Source organism: Flavobacterium sp. ASV13, assembly GCF_000745775.1.
Classification (GTDB): Bacteria; Bacteroidota; Bacteroidia; order Flavobacteriales; family Flavobacteriaceae; genus Flavobacterium.
In genome coordinates this window covers 507,994-534,491 of the sequence record NZ_JQJY01000001.1, presented here as the reverse complement: position 1 = coordinate 534,491, position 26,498 = coordinate 507,994, and the positions used below count along the sequence as shown (strand labels likewise).

Sequence of the window (26,498 nt, the reverse complement as noted above, 5' to 3'; positions counted from 1 at the left end):
AAAAACTATGAAAAATATACTTAAATATTTAGCACTTCCTCTTCTTGTGGCTGGTGGTTTATTCGGTTCTTGCGACGATCTTGAGGTGCCAATTACAACACAATTAACGCCAGACGTATTTCCTCAGAATTCGGCACAATATATTCAATCATCTGGTGCAGTTTATGCTGCTTTTCGTGGCGATTTTGCATTTTCCTGGTGGTGGTCACAGTCACTAACTACTGATGAGGCCATTATGCCTGCACGTGGAGGAAACTGGTTTGATAATAGAGGTTATGCTTGTCAGCATTATCATGATTGGACTGCAGATAATGGAGTTGGACCGTGGGATTGGGCAGAAAAAGTTATTGGAACAAGTAATCAAACCATTGCTATTCTAGATAAAAATATGCCTAAAGGTGCGGAAAAATCAACAATGATTGCTGAATTAAAAACAATGCGCGCTATCAGTTATTTTATGATGATGGATTCTTATGGAGGTGTTCCATTAGATACTGTATTTGGAGAATTTAGTTCTAAAGAGAGATCTAGTAGGACTGAAGTTTTTAACTTCATTGAAAAAGAATTAAAAACCGCTATTCCTAATCTAAATCCTGCATCTGGAATAACGACATACGGTCGACCAAATAAGCAAACTGCAAATGCAATGCTTGCTAAATTGTATTTAAATGCTGAGGTTTATACAGGAACACAACGTTACAACGATTGTATTGCTGCAACTGATGCTGTTATTAATTCTGGTTTGTATACTATTGAGCCTAGAGCAACTTATCTTCAGATGTTCTATCCAAATAATGGACCGCAAATGAAAGAATTTATTTTTGCTGTACCTTTTGATCCTGCCGCTACATCAGTAGGTTTCAATGGACAAATGTATCATGCACGTTATGATGTGCCACGTTCTGAAAGAACTAAATTTGGTCTTCCATTTACACCTAGCGCACCTAGAAGTACGTTGCCTTCATTTTATGCTTATTTTAATGATGCTAATGATATTCGTAATAAACAATGGTTAACTGGTTTGCAATACATGAATGACGGTGTTACTCCGGTAATGGTTACTACAACAAAGAAAGGGTATGATCAATTCTACACAGGATCTGATGGTGGTGCAACCTATACGTATCAGGTAAACTTAACTCCAGATATTGTTCTTCGTCAGAATGCATCTTTGTTTGATTGTGGTAATGATGAAATTGCATGGAATATGGGGTATAGAAACATTAAATTTTATCCTGACAATACTTCAACAAGCCGTAACCAAAATAACGATGTTCCATTTCTACGTTACTCAGATGTTATTTTGATGAAAGCTGAAGCTATTCTTCGTGGAGGAAATGCCACTCTTGGACATACAGCTGTTTCGTTGGTAAACATGGTTCGTTCTAATCGTTCAACATCTGCGGCATGGACTGCTGTAACATTAGATGATCTGTATAAAGAAAGATCTCGTGAATTTGCTTGGGAAGCGTGGCATAGAAATGACATGATTCGTTTTGGCAAATATGAAGGTCAATGGGGCTTTAAAACAAACGCCGATCCTACACGTCGTATATTTCCAATTCCAACTTACGCCAAAGCTTTAAATCCTAAGTTAGATCAGAATCCTGGTTATTAAGACAAAAAAATAAGCTAAAAACACAAATTGTAATAGTTATAAAAAGGAGAGGAAGAGCAAAAATTCTTCTCCTTTTTTATTAAAAGCAGCAAATCCAAAGTTCAAAACTTTTTTAGGACAAAATAATGGAATTAAGTAAAATTTATAAAATTGGATATTTAGGAATAAGTTTATGTCTTATTTTTTTAGTATCGTGCCAAAGCGAAAAAACGGCTTATCTCCAAAAAAATCAATTGGTAGATAAGGTGTATCCTTTGCTAGATACTCAAAACTCAAGATGGTTTTATTTTTCATCCGCGAGCCGTCCATTTGGTATGGTAAATTTAAGTCCCGATACAGAAATTAATGGTGATTGGGGATGTGGTTATAAATTTGACAGAGATACCATAAAAGGATTCAGCCATGTTCATGAATGGCAATTGTCAGGACTTTCAGTAATGCCGGTTGCTGTTTCTAACGAAAATAGAAAAGAGATTTTTAAGGATTTTTATTCTAAATTTAGTCACGACACAGAAAAAATAACTCCTGGTTATCACTTGGTAATATTGGACAGATACCAAATTACTTCAGAACTGACGAGTACAAAAAGAGTTGGTTTTCATAGATATACTTTTCCTGCCAATGTTCAAAAAGCAATTCTTTTGAATCTGAATATGATTTTAGGACCATGTGAAAATACAGATGGCATATTAGAAAAAAACAACGATAATGAACTTTCAGGATCATTGGTTTTAAGCACCAATTTCAGACGTCCAAAACCGGTAAAAGTATTCTTCAAAATTAAATTAAATGCACCGATAAGTTCTGTTGAGAAAGATTCTAAAACTGGAAATTACTTGGTTAACTTCGGTAATTCCGATAAAAAAATATTGATGAAAGTTGGTATTTCTTATACTTCGATTGAAAATGCTTCATTTAATATTCAAGAAGAATTACCGCATTGGGATTTTGACAAAATAGTTGAAGCATCGCGTGAAGAATGGAATAGTCTGCTCGGAAGAATTAAAATAGAAGGCGGTTCTGAAAATGATCAGAGAAGGTTTTATACCGATTTGTGGCATGCTTTGCAGGGAAGAAAAATGATAAGTGATGCAAATGGCGCCTATCCGGATAATACGGGAGAAAAATTCAGAATCGGACAATTACCAATTGATGCAAAAGGAAAACCAAAATTCAATCAATACAATTCTGATTCGTTTTGGGGAGCGCAATGGACAATTAACACACTCTGGGGGCTCGCTTATCCTGAAATCATGGATGATTTTGTACATTCCTTAATGCAATATTATAAAGATGGCGGAATGATTCCACGTGGTCCAGCTGGAGGAAATGATACCTACGTAATGACAGGAGCTTCGACTACGCCATTTATTGTAACCGCCATTCAAAAAGGAATTGTAAAAGACGATTTAGAATCGATTTATATTGCTTTGAAGAAAAATCACATGCTGAATGGTATTATGGGAAAAGCTGGATATGAGCACAATACAAATAGTGGAGGAGGATTAAAATATTATTTAGATAAAGGATATGTTCCTTATCCGCTTCCTGAAGGGCAGTTTGGAAGTCATCAGGATGGCGCCAGTCAAACATTAGAATATGCGTATCAGGATTGGACTTTGGCGCAATTGGCAAAGAAGTTAAATCATCAAGAGGACTATAAATATTTTTTAGCCAGATCTCAAAATTATCAAAACGTTTTTGATCAATCATCAGGATGGATGCGTCCTAAAAATGTTGACGGAAAATGGCTTGCTAATTACGATCCGTATAAATATGAAAATGGTTTTATAGAAGCAAATGGTGCACAAGCAACTTGGTTTGTACCACATGATATTGATGGTTTGGTTAAATTGATGGGAGGAAATGAAAAAGCAGTAGAAAAATTAAATACGCAATTTCAAACGGCTAAAAAACTGAAATTTACTTCAGGGACTTCGCATGATGCAGAATTACATCCTGAGTTTAGCCGAATTCCAATTAATTTTGGAAATCAGCCTTCCATTCAAACTTCTTTTGTTTTTAATTTGATTGGAAGACCAGATTTAACGCAATATTGGACACGCGAAGTTATAAAAGAAACCTTCAGCGGATTATCTCCAACAACGGGTTACAATGGCGATGAAGATCAAGGTTTGATGGGAAGTTTAAACGTATTGCTCAAGATGGGTTTGTTTCAAATGAATGGCGGAACAGATGAAAATCCAGTGTATCAAATAGGAAGTCCTATCTTTAATAAAGTGTCAATTCAGTTAAATCCTGATTATTACAAAGGCAAAAAGTTTGTAATTGAAGCTGTTAATAACAGTGCAGAAAATATTTATATAAGCAAAACAAAATTCAATACTAAACCTGTTGAGAATTTCACAATTTCGCACAATGACATTACAGGCGGAGGCGAATTAATTTTAGAAATGGCTAATAAACCGTAATATTAAATTAAAAATAAAACAACAATTAAAGTATAAAAAATGCAAATGAAAAAATATACTAAGACTATACTTTTTTTAGGAATATCATCATTTTTTACCATTGCGATTAATGCACAAAATCAGGTTCATACTAATGTAGATCCGATGATTGGATCAGAAGGAGTTGGTCGAGTTTTTGTCGGGCCATCATGTCCATATGGAATGGTAAAACCGAGTCCAGATTGTACTGTAAACTCAAACAGCGGATGGCTTGCCTTGCCAAAAGAAGTGACAGGATTTAGCCAAGTTCATGTTAGCGGAACGGGAGGAGGTCCGAAATATGGGAATATCCAAATTATGCCGTTTTCAGGAACTTTAGATAAACTAGATCAAACTTCGTATCGAGCCGAAGAAAATGTAAAATTGGGATATTATGAAACTGTTTTCAAAGAAAATAATATCAAAACAGAAATAACAACAGCCGAAAAAGCTTCGTTTTACCGAATTACGTATCCTAAAAATGCATCTAAGGATTTAAAGATCGACCCCGGATTTTTTTTAGGAGAATCACCTGAACCAGACGGAAGAGAAGCGCAGCAATTTGTAGGTTCGCAAATCGAAATTGTTTCAGATCATGAAGTTAGAGGTTACAGCAGAATTCGCGGCGGATGGAATAACGGGCGCGCTTATACGGTTTATTTCTGGGCTATTTTTGATCAGCCTGTTGCGAAATACGTTACTTGGAAAGATGGAAAATTTTATAGCGATAAATCGGCTCAATTTGATTCTGGGAAAAAAACAGCGGCATTGCTTTCTTTCGGAAAAGAAGGAAAACAAGAACTGAATGTAAAAATCGGAATCTCGTTCCTAAGCGAATTAAAAGCAAAAAATAATGTAGAAGTCGAAATTCCGCATTGGGATTTTAATGCTGTATTGACAAGTTTAGAAAATAAATGGGAGCTTTTGTTGAGCAGAATCAAACTGTCTTCAGATACATCTTTGGAGTATAAAAAAATGTTTTATACAGGCTTATATCACACGATGCTCGCGCCAGTAAACAGAACAGGCGAAAATCCGTTATGGACGAACGATGAGCCTTATTACGATGATTTTTACTGTATTTGGGATACCTTCAGAAGTTCAAGTCCTTTGATTTCATTAATTGATTCTAAGCGCCAAGTTGAAATTGTAAATGCGATGCTGAACATTTACAAAAGAGACGGTTATATGCCGGAAGGCAGAAGCGGAAACGATAACGGCCGTACACAAGGAGGTTCTAATGCTGAGGTTGTCGTGGCAGATGCTTTTGTGAAAAACCTTAAAGGAATCGATTATGAATTGGCATTAAAAGCAATGCTGAAAGATGCTACAGTCCCTCCCGGTGGAAATGAAGAAAAAGAAGGAAGAGGAGGATTGATGGAATATTTGCGTTTGGGTTATGTGCCTTATAATGTTCCTAGAGCTGGAAATATGACGATTGATTTCTCCTATAATGATTACAATATTGCTACAGTCGCAAAAGGCTTGGGCTATACTGAATTATACGATAAATACATGAAACAAGCTGACAGCTGGCAAAATCTATGGCGTTCTGATTATGAAAATAATGGAGCAAAAGGATTTATTATGCCAAAAGATGCTTCAGGAAATTGGCTGGATGATATTGTTTTTGGAGAATCAAAAATTCAAAAACCAACATTTAGATATACTCCCGTAATTATTGAGTCGCCTTGGTATGTTTGTCATTGGTGCGTGTTTTTCTACGAAGCAACTTCTTGGGAATACTCCTTCAGCATTCCTCATGATGTACCTGAGCTTGTTCGCAAATCAGGAGGTGAAGAAGCTTTCAAAAAGAGACTGGACATCTTTTTTGATTCAAAATTGTATAATGTTGCCAACGAACCTTCCTTTTTAACGCCTTGTTTGTATCACTGGATAGGAAAACCTTATTTGAGCAGTGACAGAATTCACGAAATTATTACCAATAATTTCAATACTTCTCCTGAAGGTTTGCCCGGAAATGACGACTCGGGAGCAATGTCATCTTGGCTTGCTTTTCATATGATGGGATTATACCCAAATGCTGGTCAGCCGTATTATTTGCTGAATGTGCCATTCATAAAAGAAACAAGTATTCAGTTGGAAAATGGAAATCAATTTAAGATTACGGCTAAGAATATGAGCAATAAAAATAAATATATAAAGTCGGCAACTTTAAATGGAAAACCATACAACAAAGCATGGATTTCGCACGATGATATTATGAAAGGCGGAGAATTAAGTTATGAAATGGATTCAAAACCTTCAAATTGGGGAACAACAATTTTACCACCAAAAAAATAAAATATTCAGCACATGAAAAATACAATTTTAGCAATCCTTTTTTGTGCAATATTTCAATTAGGATTTTCACAAAATTACGTTCCTTCAATTAAGAACAATACAGAATTAAGTTACGTCTGCAAATTGCATGGACAAACACGATCTTTAACACTCTTAACCAAAACGGCCAAAGATACGCTTGTGTTTAATTTAGAAACAAGAGGAGTAAAAAGCAGTATTATTATAAGCCAAAAAGCATTAAAAAATGGAAATGCATTAAGTTTTAATCAAGGCGAATTTTCACCTGTTTTAGCATTAAAACCTAATGAGACATTTTTTATGATTTCTCAATCAACTTATCAGGATTTAGTAAAAAATAAGAAGTTCGTTTACAATAATACTACTTATGTTTTAGATGAAAAAACAGATAATGGCAATGTAATTTTAGAAGGAAAAACAATTGATGCTTATCACGTTTTAGCTCAGATTGATAAAACCGAAATGTGGATTATCAAGAATCCTGATTTTCCTTTAATCTGTAAAATAACCGAAAATCCTTTGGGAATAAATTTTACGCTTGTGAAAATTGTAGATAAGTAATTTATCAAAAAAAAGAACCATCTGACCAATGGTTTTACAATTCGGCACACAAACTATTAACTATCACAACCAAAATGAGATTTTATGAAAAATCAAATGAGCCGTGGAGAATTTCTTAGGCTAGGAAGCCTTTCGCTGGCAGGAACTTTAGTAAGTGACTTAGCTTTTGCCAATGATTTTTTTTTAAATAATAATCTTGCAAAAGAAGATGTTTTATTGATGCAAAAGCTCATTTCGAGCAATGATGCCAAAGTTAAAATCATATTAAGTAAAGAACTCACAGAACCGGGAATCAGAATCAGTAATTTTCGCCCAATAGCAGGTGCTGTTACAGTTTTGGCAGCTTCGATATCCAATTCAAAATCCGAATATTACAAATCAGAATCTGTAGCTCAAAAGTTAAATCAGGCTGTAGATATTTTGCTGAAAGAGCAATACAGCGATGGTACACTAGACGCCGGAGGAAACAGGCAATCGCCTCCTGATACTGCGTTTATTTTAGAATACATTTGTCCTGCAGCAGTTTTACTAAATAGTAATAAACAAAAAGAGCTGACAGAGATAAAAGACAAATTAAAAAAGTTTATACAGAACGCCGGCGAAGCAATGACAACCGGCGGTGTTCATACTCCAAATCATCGATGGGTAATTTGTGCAGCACTCGCAAGTATAAATTCACTTTATCCAGATGCAAAATATGTACAAAGAATTGACCAATGGCTCGCCGAAGGAATTTATCTGAATGATGATGGACATTATTCAGAGCGAAGCGGTGTATATTCTGCCGTAATCGACAAAGCACTCATTACGATGGCGCGATTACTCAACCGACCGCAGTTATTAGATATCGTAAATAAAAATTTGACGACTTATTTTTATTACACCGAAACAAATGGCGATTTGGTAACAGTTGATTCAAAAAGACAGGATCAATTTATGAATATCAAAGTAAACAAATTTTATCTGCAGTACAGATACATGGCTATTCATACCAAGAATCCAATGTTTGTGTACATGGTTAAACTTATCGAAAGTCTTCCAGAATTTACTACCGACATTCTCCCAGATTCTTTGGTTTTTTTTATGGAAAATCCAGAACTTCAAAAAGAGATTTCTGTTGAAGGCAAAATTGCAAATGACTTCGAGAAATATTTTGCAGTTTCAAATTTAGCCAGAATCAGACGTGGAAAAGCTTCGATGACATTATTTGGAGGAAATGATAAACCGTTACAAGTTGTTTCGGGAAGATCCTCAAATCCAAACTTTTTAATGTATCGCAAAGGTGATGCGATCTTAAAATATATGCGTCTTTCTACTTCATTTTTTAGATTGGGCTATTTCAGCAGTGACGGAATTGTAAAAGAAGGAAACAAATATATTTTGAAAGAGACTAAAGAAGGCGATTATTACCAGCCTCTTGCGCCAGAATTTCGAAAAGCCGATGGAGATTATAAATTATCACCTTCGCCAGATGGCCGTTTTTGGAACAAAATGGATTTTGATTCACGAGTTAAAAGCAATGTAAAATTGCAAACGACAGTTATTGAAATCACCGAAAATAATGGCACTTTAAATTTAGATTTTAAAGTAGAAGGTCCGCCAAATGTTGAAGTTACTATTGAAATGTGCTTTAGTGAAGGAACTATAATTAAAGGAGCAGAACAGGATGCAAAAAAGAACTATTTTCTAAAATCTGGATCTGCAGAAATTGTAGCCAATGGAGACACAATACAATTGGGTCCCGGAAAATGCGAACATTATAACGTTGAAAATTTAGACAGCGAAGAATACACTTATCATCAAGGGAGTCTGCGTACAAGCGGAGAACATGTTTACATTACTGGATTTACACCGTTTTATCACAAAATGACTATTTCTTGAGAAATCGTTTGCGTAATAGTGAAAGTATTAAAATGTTAGTTTAAATTTACGAGAATTAAACTTTAAACTATAAATAATTGAAATTATGAAATTATCATTGATGACCGCCCTTATGTTTAGTTGTGTTTGTTTTTCGCAAAATAAAACCGACACAAGTTTGTATATGAAGTCTGATAAAGTTACCTATTTGACTGATATTGGCTCAGAATCAGGCGATTTATATCAAACAATTGGACATCACGGACCAGCAGTCGAAAATGAGTGGATGGCTTTGAGAATCTATTTTAGTGATAAAGTGGCTATCGATGTTTATTCTAAAGCAAAACCAGGTTTAGAATTGAAAGCGGCACATTGGTACCCAACGCCAGAACAGCAAAAAGAAGGCTGGGGAGCTGATTATTATAAAGTGGCATCAACTGTAGGGTTAGGAGGTGTAAAACTTTGGGATGGAGAAAAATTAGTTCCGTTAAATCCAGTGACAAATCGTTTAGCACGTGTTGGCAAAACAGATACGACTTCATGGATGGAAATGATTTCAAAAGGAGTTCCGTACAAAGGCAAAAAAGTGGATATTTTAGTTCGTGTAACTGTATTTTCAGGAAAAAGAGAAGCAAAAGTTGAAGCGATTAGTTTAACTGGCGAAAAAGTTCAATTTGCGACTGGAGTAAATTATTTTAAAGATTTTCAAACTAAAAAAGGTACAAATTATATTGCTGTTTGGGGAAAACACCCTGAAGATGTTGCCGCCGAAGTTATTGAAATTGGAGCTGCAATTAAATATAATCCTAAAGATTATGAAAAAACGAAAGATGATGGAACACAGTATCTGCTAATTTCTAAACCAACTAAAAATTTAGAAACCCAAATCATTTCTTCAAGTGCCAGAGAACAAGAATTAAATACTTTGGATAAGTTGGAAGTTTACATAAAATAGAGTATTGATGTTTCGTTGAGCAAATGTTTAAAACATAGGTTTATGTAAAAAAATATGAATGTAAGCTTAGAGTACTAATAACTTAAAATGCACACAGATAACGCAGATTAAACGGATTTTCACCGATTTAATATAAAAATCCGTTTTTATCGGTTTAAATCTGTGTCATCCGCGTGCCATTTTAAAAATTATTACAAATAACGGATAGTCATAAAAAAGAATAAAATTCCATGTTTAGAATATCGTGCTTAATATTGCTTTTGTTTGCCTTGCATGGATGTAAAATTAAACAACCAGAAGAAAGAAAGCCGCAACAAATTGCTTTTATTGCCGATGCGCATTTAGGTGACATTTTCGGGAAATTTCAGGATAATAATTATCAAGGAATTAAGAATCCTATGACTGGCGAATATGCCAATATTAGGACGATGAACTCACAATTGCATTCGACCAGAATATTCAATGAAAATTATTTTGCCTTTATTGCGGCTCTCGATGATATTGCAAAAAGAGGTATTAAACAAGTGGCACTTCCGGGCGATTTCAGCGATGACGGACAGCCAATTCACATTAGAGGATTACGAAAAATTCTTAATGAGTATTCAAAAAAGTATGGGATATCATTTTTTGTAACAACCGGAAATCATGATGCTCCAAAACCGTTTGCTCAGGATGCCGCTAAAACTGATTTTTTGGGAAAAGAAGGGAAGGAACAAATTATCAGCAGTTCTAAAACTATTTTAAAAACGAAAGAAAATCAGTTAGAACCCATTATTACATCTGATATAAAAAATGGAGGTTATAAAGAGACTTTGAATGAAATGGCTAGTTTCGGCTTCTTCCCAAAAAAAGAATATTTGTATTGGGAAACACCTTTTTCAAGTTATTCATATGACAATTATAATTTTGATCAAGCTGTAAAAGAATCGGCATTAGAAAAACGAATTTATGCTGTAAAAAACACTAATTTATTTCTTCCGGATGCAAGTTATTTGGTTGAACCAACAAAAGGAATATGGCTTCTGGCAATTGATGCAAATGCTTATGTTCCGAATGAAAAATTATCAGGTTTACCCAATAATCCGAATGATTTTTCGGGAGTAAGTATAGGTTATAATAACGTTCTTATTTATAAAAAACATTTGATTGAATGGATTAAAAAAGTTTCGGCGGAAGCCAAACAAAAAGGAAAAATACTGATTGCTTTTAGTCATTATCCAATGGTTGATTTTAATGATAATGCTTCAGCAGAAATGAAAAATCTTTTTGGTTCAGATAAAATGCAATTATCAAGAGTTCCTTCAGAAGAAGTGGCGCAGGTATTTGCAGATGCAGGTATTCAGATTCACTTTGGCGGACACATGCATATCAACGATACAGGAGTAAGAACCTCTGCAAAAGGCAATACATTATTCAATATTCAGACGCCATCATTGGCAGCTTACAAACCTGCTTATAAAATACTTACCATACATTCAAATTTTGATTTTGAGGTTGAAACTGTAGTCGTTGGTTCTGTTCCAAAATTTAGTAGTTTATTCCCTTTTTATGAAAAAGAATATGCTCATTTACAAGATATTAAAAGCCCAAATATTTGGAATAAAGATATTTTGAAAACCAAGGATTATGAAGATTTTACACAATGGCATTTAAAAGAATTAGTACGTCTTCGATTTTTGCCAGAAGATTTTCCGACCGCATTTTTAGCGTCGTTTGCAAATCTTTCAGGTAAAGATTTATTAGAGATCAATAAAAATTCTTCAGAAATAGAAAAAGAAGTATCGGCGAGTAATTTAGCACTTCAAAATTTTGAATCATGGAAAGGTCTTGATTTGATTTTTGATTTTTACAGATTAAAAAATGCAGATGAATTAGCAGCTCCCGAAATTGGTTTAAACAGATTGAGACAATATGAAATCGTCTGCAAACAACTTGAAAAATTTAGTGATGAAAAAATGGTTTTATGGGCAAAAATATTTTTAAAGACAATGAACAGTCAGCCTTCAAATCATTTTAAAATCAACTTAAAAAATAACACAATTGAGCGCATAAAACCTTAAATGAATCTCAAGATTTTTAATGCTTAAAAATAATTAGCTTGCATATATAATTCCTTTTATGAAACAGAATTCCTTTATATTATTCTTTTGTTTGATTATTGGTTATTATTCTCATTCTCAGAATATTAAATTTGATCATTATAACGACAACAACGGACTGTCACACAACTCTGTGCGCCATATTGTTCAGGATAAAAAAGGTTTTTTGTGGTTTGGGACTTTCTCTGGGCTGAATCGTTTTGACGGATATCAGTTTAAAAAATACATGAGTGCTTCACCAAGCGAAAACAGATTGCATAATGATGATATTACGGCTTTAGATCTCGATGAAGATTCGAATATCTTATGGATTGGAACAAGAAAAGGGCTGACACGTTATAAAATCGACACCAACGAATTTACAACATTTTTGCCTCAGACAAACAATCCAAAAAGCTTGCCTGATGAAGAAATTAGAGCGGTACATGTGGATAAATTCAAAAGGATTTGGGTAGGAACCAAAACCAAAGGAGTTTATATGTTTTTTCAAAAAGAAAACCGTTTTGAAAAAGTTTCGATTCCAGGATTTCAATATGTAAACGAAATTTTTGAAGATAAAAACGGCGGAATCTGGGTTGGAAGCTATGAAACCGGATCGGTTGCAAAAATTACTTTAGATGCGAAAGGTGAAATTGTTCGCATAAATAATTATACTTTATTGGTTCCCAATTCAGCAGAAAAAAATCCATACATCAATTTTATTTATGAAGATGCAAAATCGGATATTTTTATAGGAACCCGTGAAGGTCTTTATAAACTGGATAAAGCAGCAAATAAATTTGTAAATCTTTATATAGAAAATAAGGAAATCAGGAATAATTTAGGGCCTTATTTTTTGTCGGTTGCCAAAGCTCCAGACGGAAAATATTGGGTTGGAACACTTGGTGGTTTATTGGTTTGCAATCAGTTAGAAGACATTCAAAAAGGAAATTATAAATGGTATTATTCCATATTGTCTGATGATACTTCGATTGTTGACAATTTGGTATCGGCTTTATATTTTGATGCTTCCGGCGTTTTATGGATTGGTACAGAAGATGGATTAGATAAATATGATCCATACGAAAACCAGTTTATTCTCAATAAAGATATTTCTCATTATATTGGGAATCAGTCTCCTAGAATTAGAGGATTTGCAAAAACGTATGATGGAAAAGTAATTGTCGAAACAAGACACGATGGGCTTTTTATATCTACTGCAAAAGGTTTTGCACCATTATACAACAACAAAAAAGACATGGTAAGTATTTATTCTGATGACGGAAAAATATTTTACTGTGGTCTCTGGAATGGAAATGTTTTGGTGTACAATTACGTGACTAATTCGTCAAAGGAAGTGAATGTTGGGTTTACGACAACACCAGTTTTTGCATTTAGCAAGATTGATGATCAAACCATTATGATTGGCTCTTTTGGAGAAGGAGCTGTGATATTGAATACGCAGACTTTGCAAGTACAAAGTGCTACGGGTAAATTGCTTCCTGGTTTTCAAATTAATGCCATTGAAAAAGACAAAAACAATAATGTCTGGATTGCGACTGAAACCGGCGTAGCAAAATACAATACAAAAACTACGAATATAAAAATCTATAAATCGCTTTATGCTAAAGAAAAAGGCATACCGCATGATGATAATATTAGTGATGTTTTAGTTGATAGTAAAGGAAGAATCTGGGCTTCAACGCGTGTTGGATTATGTCTTTATTCCGCTTCAAAAGATAATTTCATTCCGCTTACAAATCCCAAAGAGTTATCCGGAAACTGGATAACCGATATGTTATCAGATAGTAAAGGAAATTTATGGCTGAATATCAACAACAATACAGTAGCAAGACTTAATTTGAATTTAAAAGATGTAAATGTTTATCATGTAAAAAGCGGCAACAGACTCGATGTTTTTAGTTCCAGCAGTTTTTTCAATTTTAATAGTTCCAATATTTATTTAGGGACTAAAAACGGGATTATTTATTTTTCTTTGGATAAAATAATCAATAATAAATGGTCACCATCGCCAGTGATTACCGAATTTAAAATTCAGAATGAAGAGATTGTTCCGGGAACAGAAATTAACGGACAAGTACCACTTTCATCTGATTTGAATTACAGCAAAAAGATAGAACTAAATTATAAAAACCGCGATTTTTCACTTCAGTTTTCGACGCCTTCTTTTACAAACGAAAAGCTTAATAAGTTTGAATATATGCTGGAAGGTTTTGATAAAGATTGGATTACGACAAATAGCAGTTCGAGAACGGTTCAATACACCAATCTTTATCCGGGAACTTATACTTTTAAGATCAGATCAAGTAATAGCGATGGACATTGGAGCAAAGTAGTTTCTTATGAAATTGTAATTCAGCCTCCTTTTTGGTTAACGCCATTTGCTTTGTTTCTGTTTCTGATACTTTTGTCGGTTATTTTTTATTTTGTTCGAAAAGAAATTAGAAATCGTATTCGCTTAAAACAAGAATTATTGACCGAAAAAATTAAGCGTGAACAGGATATTAAGCTCAACAATGAAAAACTTCGTTTTTTTACTAATATCTCACACGAATTAAGAACGCCTTTGACTTTAATTTTGGGCCCAGCCAAACAATTATTAGAAGAAGGAAATGCAAGCGATTACCAAAAAAGCAGATACAATTTAATTCATCAAAATGCAAGTCGAATGCTGAATCTGGTCAATCAGGTTTTAGATTTTAGACGTGCTCAGGCAGGCGAATTAAAACTTAAAGTTTCGGAGACAGATATTATTTCGTATTCTAAAAACATCTTTGAATCGTTTAAAGAATTGGCTTACAATAAAAACATCACATTAAATTTTAATACCGAAAACGAAAATCTAACGGGCTGGGTTGATAATGATAAGTATGATAAAATTTTATACAATCTATTATCCAATGCCTTAAAGTTTACCAATAAATTCGGAAATGTAGATTTATTCATGAGGCTTAAAGATGGAGAAGAAGGCAGATTAATTATTGAAGTAAGTGATGATGGGATTGGAATTCCGTTAAAAAGTCAGGAGAAAATTTTCAAGCGTTTTTATCAGGTTAAAGGCAATAAAGATCAAAATACGGGATCTGGAATTGGGTTATCATTGGTAAAATCTTTGGTGGCACTTCATAAAGGAACAATTAAATTAGAAAGTACAGAGGGAGAAGGAAGTATTTTTACTGTTGAATTGCCAATCGATCGCAGTTGTTATAGTGATAAAGAAGCATTTGAATTTGTTTTGAAAAATGATAATCAGAGCATGTCTATTCCGGAGAAAACAGTGAAAAAGATTCTCCAGAATACGGAACTAAAACAGAAAATAGTTGTAGTAGAAGACAATACCGAACTAAGAAAATATCTGGTAGATTATTTATCTGATTATTACAAAGTTTACGAAGCCGAAAACGGAATGGAAGGTCTGAAACTATGCAGACAAATTAAACCAATCCTTTGTGTGGCAGACGTTATGATGCCCGTAATGGACGGACTAGAATTTTGTGAGGAATTGAAAAGAGACGAATTTATCAGTCATATTCCGGTTATTTTATTAACTGCGCTTTCTGAAAATGATGATAAGGTTCGTGGTTACGGCGTTGGTGCCGACGGTTATATTGTAAAACCGTTTGAACCTTCATTGCTAAAAACGGTGATTGAAAATATTATTAAATCGAGATTAGAGTTAAAAGAAAAATTCTCAGGCGAAGTAGAAAGTAAAGTTGGTTTGCTTACGCATTCTCCTATTGATGAAGAATTTATGGAAAAAATAACAGGTTTAATAAACGATAATTTAAGCGAAGTTGAATTGTCTACAGAATTCCTTTGTGATAAATTAGGTGTAAGTTCTTCAAAACTCTATCGAAAAATTAAAGAGCTTACAGATTTGGCTCCAAACGAATTTATTAGAACCATTCGTTTGAAAAAAGCTGCGCAGCTTTTGAAAACAAAAAGATATAATGTTTCTGAAGTTACAGAGTTAGTTGGCTTTAATGATCCTCTATATTTCAGCCGATGTTTTAAAAAGCAGTTTGGTTTCCCGCCAAGCAAGTTAATTACGGGGTGATTTTCGAATACGATTGCCCACTTACACTAATTTCAATTATGCACACAGATAACACGGATTAAACGGATTTTCGCCAATTTAATATATAAAATCCGTTTTATCGATTTAAATCTGTGTCATCAGTGTGCCATTTTCATAATTAATATAAGTAAAAGATGGTTTGTTTTGTAATGTGTTGTAAATCAATTAATGTGGTTAGAATCTATCCATGTTTTTGACGAATTAGTCCATTTAATTCTCTAATTGATAGTATATTTTTGTGTAGTAATCTTTAAATAAAACAACATGAAAAAGATAATAGACACAGATAAACCGCTAAAGAATTTGGATGAATGGGAAGACGATTTACTAATACGTTATCCTGACCCAGCTGAAAATATAAAAGAGAAAGAAGAGTTCAGAAACTATGTCGATTCAGAAAGAGTAGAAACTGTTAAGGAGTTTTACAGAATGAATCACACGTATCAGACTTATGATTTTGTTTGCAGCAAAGAAGAAGAATTTTTGCAGTTTAATAAAAAGAGTTTGTCTATTTGGGAAGCGGTTGAATTTTTAAACACACTTGTTGACGACAGTGATCCGGACATTGATTTAGATCAAACACAGCATCTTTTACAGACTTCAGAAGCTATCCGAGCAGATGGTCACGAAGACTGGTTTGTTTTAACTGGTTTTTTGCATGATCTTGGTAAAGTTTTATGTTTGTTTGGAGAACCGCAATGGGCTGTTGTTGGAGATACTTTTCCTGTAGGCTGTGCGTATTCAGATAAAATAGTTTATCCAGAATTTTTCAAAGACAATCCAGATTACACAGATAGTAGGTTTAATACCAAATTGGGAATTTATACTGAAAATTGTGGCCTCGATAAAGTAAAAATGAGTTGGGGCCATGATGAATATCTGTATCAAATCATGAAAGATTATTTGCCAGATCCAGCTTTATACATGATCAGATATCATTCATTTTACTCACAACACAGAGAAAATGCCTACGCGCATTTGATGAATGAAAAAGATGTAGAAATGTTTGAATGGGTTAAAAAATTCAATCCATATGATTTATATACAAAAGCACCTGTTAAGCCAGATGTAAAAGCCTTGCTTCCATACTACAAAGAATTAGTCGCTAAATATTTGCCGGAAAAACTGAATTTTTAGAATAAAAATCACAACATTTTTAGATTAAGAGCTTCTTCCTGCAGGGTTTCAAAACCTTGCAGGTGTAACTCTTTATGGTTTCATATAAAAGAATAATAATGAAGAATATAAGAACTAGAATAATTTTATTGACCCTTTTTGCCATTTGGAGTTCTATTGTTTTTGGACAAGAAAAAAACAGTAGAAACGATTGGGAAAACCCTGAAGTATTTCAGATAAATAGGGAGCCAGCGCGTGCATCATTCCTGCCTTATGCAGATGAAGCATCGGCAATAAAAGATATTTATACTAGTTCACCTTGGTATTTTTCATTAAACGGAAATTGGAAATTTTCCTGGGCACCAACGCCAGATGAGCGCCCGAAAGATTTTTATAAAACAGATTTTAATACCATAAATTGGAAAGAGATTTCAGTGCCTTCAAATTGGGAACTTAAAGGATACGGAATTCCAATTTATACCAATATTACATACCCTTTTGAAAGAAATCCTCCTTTTATAAACCATTCTGATAATCCGGTTGGATCTTATAAAAGAGATTTTATTTTGCCGGAAAACTGGAAAAACAGACACGTATTTCTTCATTTTGAAGCAGGAACTTCGGCGATGTATATTTGGGTTAATGGAGAAAAAGTTGGCTACACCGAAAACACAAAAAGCCCCGCCGAATTTGATATTTCGAAATATTTAAAATCAGGAAAAAACAATCTGGCTGTTGAAGTGTATAGATGGAGTGACGGTTCTTATCTTGAAGATCAGGATTTTTGGAGACTTTCGGGTATTGATCGAAATGTTTATTTGTACAGTACAGATCACATTCGTATTTCAGACTTTTTTGTAAAACCGGATTTAGATGCTAATTATAAAAACGGAAGTCTAAATGTTGATGTCAGTTTGAAAAACTTGACTTCAACAGCCGTAAACAATCAGAAATTAGAAGCTAAATTGATTGATGCTTCAGGAGCAACTGTTTTTACTAAGGAACTAAAAGTCAATTTCGAAGGAAATAAAATGCAGACAATCAATTTCCCTCAAGATGTAGCAAGTCCAAAATTATGGAGCTCTGAAGCTCCTAATTTGTACAATTTGGTTCTTACTCTAAAAAATGAAAAAGGAAATGTAGTAGAATCTGTTTCTACTGAAATTGGTTTCAGAAAAGTAGAACTCAAAAACGGGCAATTACTTGTAAATGGTGTCCGAATCATGTTTCATGGTGTGAATATTCATGAAACGAATCCTATTACCGGTCATTATCAGGATGAAGCAACGATGATGAAGGATATCAAATTGATGAAGCAATTCAATATCAATGCAGTTCGTCTTAGTCATTATCCGAACAATGTTTTATGGATGAAACTTTGCAACAAATATGGTTTGTATTTAGTCGATGAAGCCAATATAGAAAGCCACGGAATGGGGGTCGAGGGACAACCTCTTATTTGGATGAATCCAAAAACGAATCCAGGTCATCTTCGAGAATGGTACAATGCTCATATGGACAGAATTTACAGTTTGGTCGAAAGGGATAAAAATGCACCCTCAGTAATCATTTGGTCTTTAGGAAATGAAAGTGCGAACGGGCCAGTTTTTCATGATGCTTATAAATGGATAAAAAACAGAGACAAAACCCGATTGGTTCAGTTTGAACAGGCAAAAGAAAACGAAAATACCGATGTCGTTTGTCCGATGTATCCAAAGATCGAATACATGAAAGAATATGCTTCACGCAAAGAAGTGACACGACCTTTTATTATGTGTGAGTATTCGCATGCAATGGGAAACAGCAACGGAAATTTTCAGGAATACTGGGATATTATCCGTGGAAGCAAAAATATGCAAGGCGGATTCATCTGGGATTGGGTTGATCAGGGATTTGAAGCGAAAGACGAAGTAGGCCGAAAATACTGGGCTTATGGAGGCGATTTAGGAAGCCAGAATTATACAAATGATGAAAACGATTGTAATAACGGATTGCTTTTGCCAGACAGAACACCAAATCCTGCGGCATATGAAGTTAAAAAAGTATACCAGGATATTTTATTTCATGCTGTTGATGTTAAAAATGGAGTAATTAAAATTACAAACGATTTTGGGTTTACAAATTTGAGCAGTTACAGCTTTAATTACCAAGTTTTAGAAAATGGAAAAGTCATAAAAGAAGGTCAGATTGAGGTTGATTTAAATCCGAAATCTGAAAAAGAATTTAAAATTGATTTTCCAAAAATAACTGCAAAACCTGGATTTGAATATTTATTGAATGTTTTCGCAAATACAAAAACAGGTTCTGAATTAATGCCTCAAAATTTTGAAATAGCAAAAGAACAATTTGTTATCGAAGGCGAGAATTATTTTGCAAAAGGAGTTCAAAAGAATGCAGCATCAAATATAAAAGAGGATAAAAACGAATATGTTTTAAGTGCTTCAGATGTTGTAGTTAAGATTAGTAAATCAACAGGATTAATAACATTTTATAGCTCAAAGGAAGAACAATATTTTAAACAATATCCAGAACCAAATTTTTGGAGAGCGCCGACAGATAATGATTTTGGAAATAAAATGCCAATTAAATCAAATGTTTGGCGAACTGCAGGCAATAATTATACTTTAGAATCAATTCAGCAAATAGAGGAAAATGGAAAAGATTATGTTGTTGCAAAGCTGAAATTGAATGACGTTTCTTCAGATTATACCATTAAATATTCTTTGAACAATGATGGCGCTTTAGAAGTATTTCCATCTTTCAAAAGAGGAAATAATCCATTGCCAGAAATGCCTCGTTTCGGAATGATTTTTTCTTTAAAAAGCGACTTCGAAAACCTTGATTATTATGGAAGAGGCCCGTGGGAAAATTATCCTGATCGAAAAGATTCGGCATTAAAAGGAATTTATCAAAGCAAAGTAGTCGATCAGTATGTGTCCTATACACGTCCGCAGGAAAACGGATATAAAACTGATGTTCGCTGGTTTAAACTTTCAGACAAAAATGGCAACGGACTTGAAATAAAAGGTTTGCAGTCTTTAGGAATGAGTACACTGAATAATTATCCGAGTGATTTTGATCCGGGTTTGACAAAAAAGAATCAGCACATCAGTGACATCACGCCAAGAAAAGAAATTGTAGTATGTACCGATTTGACTCAACGAGGTTTAGGAGGGGATACAAGTTGGGGAGCATATCCGCACGAGCAATATTTATTAAAAGCAAGTGAATACAGCTATGGTTTTGTAATAAAACCAATAGAATAAATTGACTAGCAAATAGACTTTTCCTGCAAGGTTTTCAAAACCTTGTAGGTATTGTCTCTGCACATTAAAATACCTACAAGGTCTGAAAAAGACCTTGCAGGAAATCATACGAAATAAATCAAAATTGAAATATACTTTTTAAAAGTAAAATATGAGTAATAATACCAATAATGGAAGATTAACTTCTTTAGATGCGTTGAGAGGGTTCGTGATGTTTTGGATCATGAGCGGTGAACATATCATTCATGCTTTGGCGAAAGCCGCTCCAATTCCGGTTTTTGTCTGGATGTCGTCGCAATTGCATCATACAGAATGGGATGGTATTACATTTTACGATATGATATTTCCTGTATTTCTATTCGTTGCAGGAGTTTCAATGCCTTTTTCATTCGAAAAGAAAATGAAAATCGCAGGTGTGACATCTCCAATGGAATTGCCGTCAAGCGAAAAAAGAAAAATATATCTGTCTATGTTAAAACGGACTTGTATTTTATTGATTTTGGGATTTGTAGTCAACGGACTGCTGCGCTTTGATGGATTTGATCAAACCCGCTTTGCAAGTGTGTTAGGTCGCATAGGACTAGCATGGTTTTTTGCAGGTCTGATCTTTCTGAATTTTGATTTAAAAAAGCAAATATACTGGTTCATAGGTATTTTGATTGGTTATTTTTTAGCAATGAAGCTGATACCAGTTCCAGGTTTTGGAGCTGGTATCTTAACCAAAGAAGGTTCTTTAGAAGCATACATCGACCGAATGTTTTTACCGGGCAGATTACATAGTCAGGTTTATGATCCAGAAGGATTGTTTTCGACTATACCAGCCATTGCAACAGCTTTGCTTGGAATGTTTTTGGGAACATTTTTGAAAGCAAAAAATGATTTTTCGATCACTCAAAAAGTACTGATTATGATTGTTTCAGCAATTATTTTAATCGTTATAGGGCTTTTGTGGGATTATAGTTTTCCAATTAACAAACACTTGTGGTCAAGTTCATTTGTATGCTTTGTTGGTGGATTCAGTATTTTATTTTTTACTTTTTTTTACCTCACAATTGATGTTTTAGGTTTTCATAAGTGGGCATTTCCTTTGCTATTAATTGGTTCCAATTCGATTTTGATTTACATGGCATCAGAAGGATTGGTAAACTTTAAACATACTGCAGATTATGTATTTGGAGGACTTATCAAATTTTCATCAATTGATTGGCAACCTGTTTTTACAACTATGTCTGTCACATTGGTACAGCTCGCTTTGCTTTATTTTCTATACAAAAGAAAATGGTTCCTAAAAGTCTAAAATAGACGGAAGGCTTTTTTAACGATTAAAAAAAATATGTTTCTAAGTGTATAATTGTAACTCGATATAAAAAATTATGATGAATACCGTCCTTTAAAAAAAGACAAAACTTTACTATACTAACCACAATCAACCACCAAAAGATGAATACATTAACAACCGCAGATTACATCGTTTTTCTCATTTACTTTGTGATCGTTACTTCCTACGGCATCTATATTTACAGAAGCAAAAAAAATGCAGCGACAAGTTCAAATGATTATTTTTTAGCCGAAGGATCGCTAACATGGTGGGCAATTGGAGCCTCTTTAATTGCTTCTAATATTTCTGCAGAACATTTTATAGGCATGAGTGGATCTGGCTTCGCACTCGGATTAGCAATTTCGTCTTATGAATGGATGTCGGCTGCTACATTGATTATCGTTGCTGTTTTTATTCTGCCAGTATATCTTAAAAATAAGATATTTACCATGCCACAATTTTTGGCAAAAAGATATAATGATACCGTAAGTACCATTATGGCTGTAATTTGGTTATTGATATATGTATTCGTAAATCTTACTTCGATTATTTATTTAGGAGCTTTGGCCATTTCATCAATTGCACCGCTGAGTTTTGAATTTTGTATTATAGCATTGAGTTTGTTCTCTGTTATAGTTACTTTAGGAGGAATGAAAGTCATTGGATATACCGATATGTTTCAGGTTATAGTTTTGATATTGGGAGGTTTAGTGACAACTTATTTGGCATTGACTTTACTGTCTGAACAATTTGGATTTGGCAAAGACATTCTTAAAGGGTTGGCTATTATAAAAGATGAAGCTCCCGGTCACTTGCAAATGATATTCGACAAATCAAATCCGCATTATACTGAATTGCCGGGAACTTCGGTAATTATTGGAGGAATGCTGATTAATAATTTAGCGTATTGGGGATGTAATCAATACATTGTTCAAAGAGCATTGGGAGCCGATTTAAAAACAGCCCGAAAAGGAATTTTATTTGCTGCTTTTTTAAAACTATTAGTTCCTGTTATTGCTGTTTTGCCTGGAATTGCAATGTACGTAATGCATCAAAACGGAATGTTTCAACACGAAATGCTTGATGCAGCAGGAGTTTTAAAACCAGATCGTGCGTATCCAACCTTAATGAATTTATTGCCTTCTGGATTAAAAGGAATTGCTTTAGCCGCTTTAACTGCAGCAATTGTGGCTTCTTTGGCAGGAAAGGCAAATAGTATTTCGACGATTTTTTCATTAGATATTTACAGGAAATACTTCAATAAAACGGCTTCTGAAAAAAAACTGGTGCGCATTGGAAGAATCTGTGTAGTAGTCTGCATGTTTATTGCGGCTTCTGTAGCGCCTGCTTTAAAATCATTAGATCAAGCCTATCAATTTATTCAGGAATATGTAGGTTTCTTTTCACCGGGTGTTCTTGCTGTATTTTTATTAGGAATGTTTTGGAAAAGGACTACAGCAACCGCAGGACTTGCCGGCGCTTTACTAACTGTGCCAATTGCCGCAGTTTTGAAATTTTTACCAACTTGGACAAATGGCTCTTTTCCAGATTATCCATTTTTAGACAGAATGAGCATCACATTTATTGCTATTGTATTGATTATGGGAGCCATCAGTATTTTAAAACCAGAGCCAGTATTAGAACATGAAGCGCACAAAATTGAAGTCGATAAATCGATGTTCGGAGTATCTTCAGAGTTTGTTGTTGGATCATTTATTATTTGTGGAATCTTAATCGCGTTGTATACAATTTTCTGGTAAACAGTTTTTGTATGATTTCGATTTTATAAAAGTTTAAAAATATAAAAATGACTAAAAAAAGATTTTTAAAGAAAAGTACTGCCATCTTGCTTTTTCTATTGTGTTATAACATTGGGATTTATGCAAAAGGAAAAGATTATTTAGTTACGGCTTTTGGTGCTGTAGCCGATGGTAAAACATTAAATACAACAGCAATTCAAAAAGCAATTGATGCTGCGTATAAAAATAAGGGAGGAAGAGTAATTTTTTCGAAAGGAAAATTTCTATCAGGAAGTATTGTATTGAAAGACAATGTCGAATTATTTTTTGAAGATGGAGCAATACTTTTAGGAAGTATAAATCCAAACGATTATCCTAAATATGAAGAAATAAGAGCATTGGTTTTGGCTTATAATTCAAAAAACATTACGATTACCGGAAAAGGAATTATTGATGGTCAAGGAAGAGAATTGGCATTAGCGGTCGATAGTTTACATCATTTTGGAATAAAAATCGATCCCAATTATAATTATAGAAGAATGCGTCCTGCAGATGGTAGAGGAAAATTAGTTTCTTTCGTAAAATGTGATTCCATAAAAATGACCGACATTACATTGAAAAATAGTTCAGGCTGGGTTCAATGTTTTGAACAATCTAAAAATATTGTTGTCGATCGTATAAAAGTTGACAGCAGAGCGTATTGGAATAATGACGGAATTGACATCAACGGCTGCGAAAACGTAAGCGTTACCAATTGCGATGTAAACGCAGCAGATGACGGAATTTGTTTAAAATCAGATTCTCCGGGACTGCAAAATAATAATATTTATATCGCAAATTGTACCGTTAGATCAAGTGCCAGCGCGGTTAAATTTGGAACAGGTTCCTACGGAAGTTTCAAAAATGTTACGATCGACAATATTAAGGTTTACGACACTTTCAGATCTGCAATTGCGATTGAATCTGTAGATGGTGCAGAAATTGAAAACATTAAAGTATCAAATATAACGGCCGTAAATACAGGAAATGCCATTTTAATTCGCCTAGGTCATAGAAATGGAGACAAGCCGGGTTATATCAAAAATGTATCTATTAAAAATGTAAAAGCTCAAATTCCGTTTGGTCGTCCAGATATAGATTATGATATGCGCGGACCAGAGGTTGATTATTTTCACAATCCTTTTCCGGCTTCAATTGCTGGAATTCCGGGATATTCAATTGAAAATGTAGTTTTAGAAAATATTGAAATTACGTATCCGGGCAGAGCTTCAAAAGGAATGGCCTATTTGCCTTTGAGCAGATTAAAAGACGTTCTTGAAAATGAGAAAGGATATCCTGAATTTACCATGTTTGGAGAATTGCCTTCGTTTGGATTTTACGTTCGTCATGTCAACGGAATTGAAATGAAAAATATAAAAGTCGTCCACGAAAAAGAGGATTTTCGTCCGGCATTTGTTTTTGATGATGTAAAAGGACTTCTGATGGAAAAGATCGATGTTCCTTCGGATAAAATAAATCAAATTATTTTTAAGGATGTTTCATCGAGCAAGCTTGATGCAGAAGCTTTAAAAAGAAAAAGTGAGCCTGCTCAAAATACTTATGTATTGCCAGCAAGGTAAATTCAAGAGAATAGATTTATAAATAAAAAAGAAATGATAAAGAAATCAATAATTACTGCAATCGTTTTTTGTGTTTCATTGACTGCTATCGCTCAAAAAGTATATGATGTCAAAAAATTTGGGGCCAAAGGAGACGGTAAAACCAATGACGCCGTTGCAATTCAAAAAGCAATAGACGCCTGTAGTTTAACGGGAGGACAAGTGTTAATTCCTGCTCCGTTTACATTTTTAGCAGGCCCTTTTAATGTAAAATCAAATGTAGAGTTGCATATTGAAGGAGGCGCAAAAATTTTAGCAAGTCCAGATGAAAAATTATATACAGAAAGTGCTTTTCGAGATAACAAAGGTGAAGGCACAATTTGGATTGGTGGAAAGAATATTGAGAATTTTACCATTAGCGGAAGCGGAAAAATTGACGGAAACGGAATTTCTTTCATGGGAGAAGAACTGGCAGATTCTTATGTTTTGAAACCGTTTAATATTCTCGATCCACGACCACATGTTTTGACTTTAATTGGAGGAAAAAATATCAGAATTAAAGACGTTCATATTGGAAATTCGGCATATTGGACCGTTCATCTTATTGGTTGTAATGATGTTGTAATTAGCGGAATTACTTTGTTGAACAGTTTAAAAGTCCGCAATAGTGATGGTATTGACATTGATCATTCAAAAAATGTTCGCATTAGTGATTGTTATATCGAAAGCGGTGATGACTGCATTTGTCTTAAAAATAGAAGAGAATTTGAAGAATTTGGTGCCTGCGAAAACATAACGGTGACAAATTGTACGATGACCAGCAGTAGTTGTGCTATCAAAATTGGTTCAGAAAATATGGATGCAATCAGACAAGTGGTTTTCAATAATTGTATTATTAAAAACAGCAATCGTGGAGTAGGAATTCAAAATAGAGATGAAGGAACAGTGAGCGACGTTATTTTCTCCAACATAATTATTGAAGGCCGTTTGACTACAGACACTTGGTGGGGAAAAGCAGAACCCATTTATGTGACAGCATACAGTCGTGCCAGTGGTAATCATAAAGATGCAAACTGGCGATTCCCGAAAGGAGCAACCGAAGGAAAAGTGGGGACAATAAGCAATATTTATTTTACCAATATTCAATGTACTGGTGAAAATGGCGTCTATGTGAGCGGAGAAACTAAAGATAAAATCAAAAATATTGTTTTTGAAGGAGTTAATGTTTCAATCGATAAAACTTCAAATTTTCCTGGCGGAATTTACGATCGTCGTCCTTCAAAAGTTGACGGTTTTATAAAAGGAAGTACTTCAGGATTTTATTTTGATACGGCAGAAAATATAAAAGTCCAAAATTGCTCCGTTTCTTGGGGAAAAAACAGGCCGGATTATTTTAAATATGCTGTAGAAAGTAAAAATGTGGATGTTTTAAAAGTCAACAATTTAGACGGAGAATCGGCTTTTCCTGAGAAATATGAAGCAGTGAAAAAACAATAATTTTTTTGAAAGAAATTTAAA

14 protein-coding genes are annotated in these 26,498 nt (G+C 34.1%); all 14 read left to right on the top strand.

Translation table 11 applies throughout. The annotated features are described in order from the left end of the window. Positions 1 to 7: 7 nt before the first annotated feature. The 14 genes from GQ47_RS02310 (at position 8) to GQ47_RS02245 (ending at position 26,477) form a co-directional block, all read left to right on the top strand. Complete coding sequence (locus GQ47_RS02310; protein WP_035644322.1) at positions 8 to 1,618, top strand: RagB/SusD family nutrient uptake outer membrane protein; 1,611 nt, start codon at positions 8 to 10, stop codon at positions 1,616 to 1,618. Between the two features lie 125 nt (positions 1,619 to 1,743). Next, on the top strand, positions 1,744 to 4,050 hold the full coding sequence (locus GQ47_RS02305; protein WP_035644320.1) for a GH92 family glycosyl hydrolase: 2,307 nt from the start codon (positions 1,744 to 1,746) through the stop codon (positions 4,048 to 4,050). A gap of 45 nt (positions 4,051 to 4,095) precedes the next feature. Next, positions 4,096 to 6,372: a GH92 family glycosyl hydrolase gene (locus GQ47_RS02300; protein ID WP_035645126.1), complete on the top strand. Its 2,277-nt coding sequence runs from the start codon at positions 4,096 to 4,098 to the stop codon at positions 6,370 to 6,372. Positions 6,373 to 6,384: 12 nt separating this feature from the next. Further along, a complete protein-coding gene (locus tag GQ47_RS02295) occupies positions 6,385 to 6,951 on the top strand; it encodes a hypothetical protein (protein WP_035644318.1) in 567 nt (188 codons plus the stop codon). A gap of 84 nt (positions 6,952 to 7,035) precedes the next feature. Beyond that, positions 7,036 to 8,832, top strand: a complete 1,797-nt coding sequence (locus GQ47_RS02290) for a hypothetical protein (protein ID WP_051951308.1) — start codon at positions 7,036 to 7,038, stop codon at positions 8,830 to 8,832. A gap of 163 nt (positions 8,833 to 8,995) precedes the next feature. Further along, positions 8,996 to 9,766 (top strand): DUF4861 family protein, encoded by a 771-nt coding sequence (locus GQ47_RS02285; RefSeq protein ID WP_238567935.1) that lies wholly within the window; start codon positions 8,996 to 8,998, stop codon positions 9,764 to 9,766. A gap of 230 nt (positions 9,767 to 9,996) precedes the next feature. Further along, positions 9,997 to 11,826, top strand: a complete 1,830-nt coding sequence (locus GQ47_RS02280; protein ID WP_035644314.1) for a metallophosphoesterase family protein — start codon at positions 9,997 to 9,999, stop codon at positions 11,824 to 11,826. A gap of 58 nt (positions 11,827 to 11,884) precedes the next feature. After that, the gene (locus tag GQ47_RS02275; protein ID WP_035644312.1) at positions 11,885 to 15,922 is read left to right on the top strand and encodes a hybrid sensor histidine kinase/response regulator transcription factor; all 4,038 of its coding nucleotides are present in this window, start codon (positions 11,885 to 11,887) and stop codon (positions 15,920 to 15,922) included. A gap of 285 nt (positions 15,923 to 16,207) precedes the next feature. After that, a complete protein-coding gene (locus GQ47_RS02270) occupies positions 16,208 to 17,080 on the top strand; it encodes an inositol oxygenase family protein (RefSeq protein WP_035644309.1) in 873 nt (290 codons plus the stop codon). Positions 17,081 to 17,178: 98 nt separating this feature from the next. After that, a complete protein-coding gene (locus tag GQ47_RS02265) occupies positions 17,179 to 20,325 on the top strand; it encodes a beta-galactosidase, LacZ type (protein WP_035645120.1) in 3,147 nt (1,048 codons plus the stop codon). Between the two features lie 151 nt (positions 20,326 to 20,476). Then, positions 20,477 to 21,622: an acyltransferase family protein gene (locus tag GQ47_RS02260; RefSeq protein WP_035644307.1), complete on the top strand. Its 1,146-nt coding sequence runs from the start codon at positions 20,477 to 20,479 to the stop codon at positions 21,620 to 21,622. A gap of 143 nt (positions 21,623 to 21,765) precedes the next feature. Continuing rightward, positions 21,766 to 23,403, top strand: a complete 1,638-nt coding sequence (locus tag GQ47_RS02255) for a sodium:solute symporter family transporter (protein WP_035644304.1) — start codon at positions 21,766 to 21,768, stop codon at positions 23,401 to 23,403. 47 nt (positions 23,404 to 23,450) lie between these two features. Next, positions 23,451 to 25,001, top strand: coding sequence for a glycoside hydrolase family 28 protein (locus GQ47_RS02250; RefSeq protein ID WP_035644301.1), 1,551 nt, complete (start codon positions 23,451 to 23,453; stop codon positions 24,999 to 25,001). A 33-nt stretch (positions 25,002 to 25,034) separates the two neighbouring features. Then, positions 25,035 to 26,477, top strand: a complete 1,443-nt coding sequence (locus tag GQ47_RS02245) for a glycoside hydrolase family 28 protein (protein ID WP_035644298.1) — start codon at positions 25,035 to 25,037, stop codon at positions 26,475 to 26,477. The last annotated feature ends 21 nt before the right edge of the window (positions 26,478 to 26,498 follow it).

Coding starts and splice junctions, on each gene's coding strand:
- GQ47_RS02310 (WP_035644322.1), top strand. CDS start 8: ATGAAAAATATACTTAAATATTTAGCACTTCCTCTTCTTGTGGCTGGT.
- GQ47_RS02300 (WP_035645126.1), top strand. CDS start 4,096: ATGAAAAAATATACTAAGACTATACTTTTTTTAGGAATATCATCATTT.
- GQ47_RS02265 (WP_035645120.1), top strand. CDS start 17,179: ATGAAGAATATAAGAACTAGAATAATTTTATTGACCCTTTTTGCCATT.
- GQ47_RS02250 (WP_035644301.1), top strand. CDS start 23,451: ATGACTAAAAAAAGATTTTTAAAGAAAAGTACTGCCATCTTGCTTTTT.
- GQ47_RS02260 (WP_035644307.1), top strand. CDS start 20,477: ATGAGTAATAATACCAATAATGGAAGATTAACTTCTTTAGATGCGTTG.
- GQ47_RS02285 (WP_238567935.1), top strand. CDS start 8,996: ATGAAGTCTGATAAAGTTACCTATTTGACTGATATTGGCTCAGAATCA.
- GQ47_RS02280 (WP_035644314.1), top strand. CDS start 9,997: ATGTTTAGAATATCGTGCTTAATATTGCTTTTGTTTGCCTTGCATGGA.
- GQ47_RS02275 (WP_035644312.1), top strand. CDS start 11,885: ATGAAACAGAATTCCTTTATATTATTCTTTTGTTTGATTATTGGTTAT.
- GQ47_RS02305 (WP_035644320.1), top strand. CDS start 1,744: ATGGAATTAAGTAAAATTTATAAAATTGGATATTTAGGAATAAGTTTA.
- GQ47_RS02255 (WP_035644304.1), top strand. CDS start 21,766: ATGAATACATTAACAACCGCAGATTACATCGTTTTTCTCATTTACTTT.
- GQ47_RS02295 (WP_035644318.1), top strand. CDS start 6,385: ATGAAAAATACAATTTTAGCAATCCTTTTTTGTGCAATATTTCAATTA.
- GQ47_RS02270 (WP_035644309.1), top strand. CDS start 16,208: ATGAAAAAGATAATAGACACAGATAAACCGCTAAAGAATTTGGATGAA.
- GQ47_RS02290 (WP_051951308.1), top strand. CDS start 7,036: ATGAAAAATCAAATGAGCCGTGGAGAATTTCTTAGGCTAGGAAGCCTT.
- GQ47_RS02245 (WP_035644298.1), top strand. CDS start 25,035: ATGATAAAGAAATCAATAATTACTGCAATCGTTTTTTGTGTTTCATTG.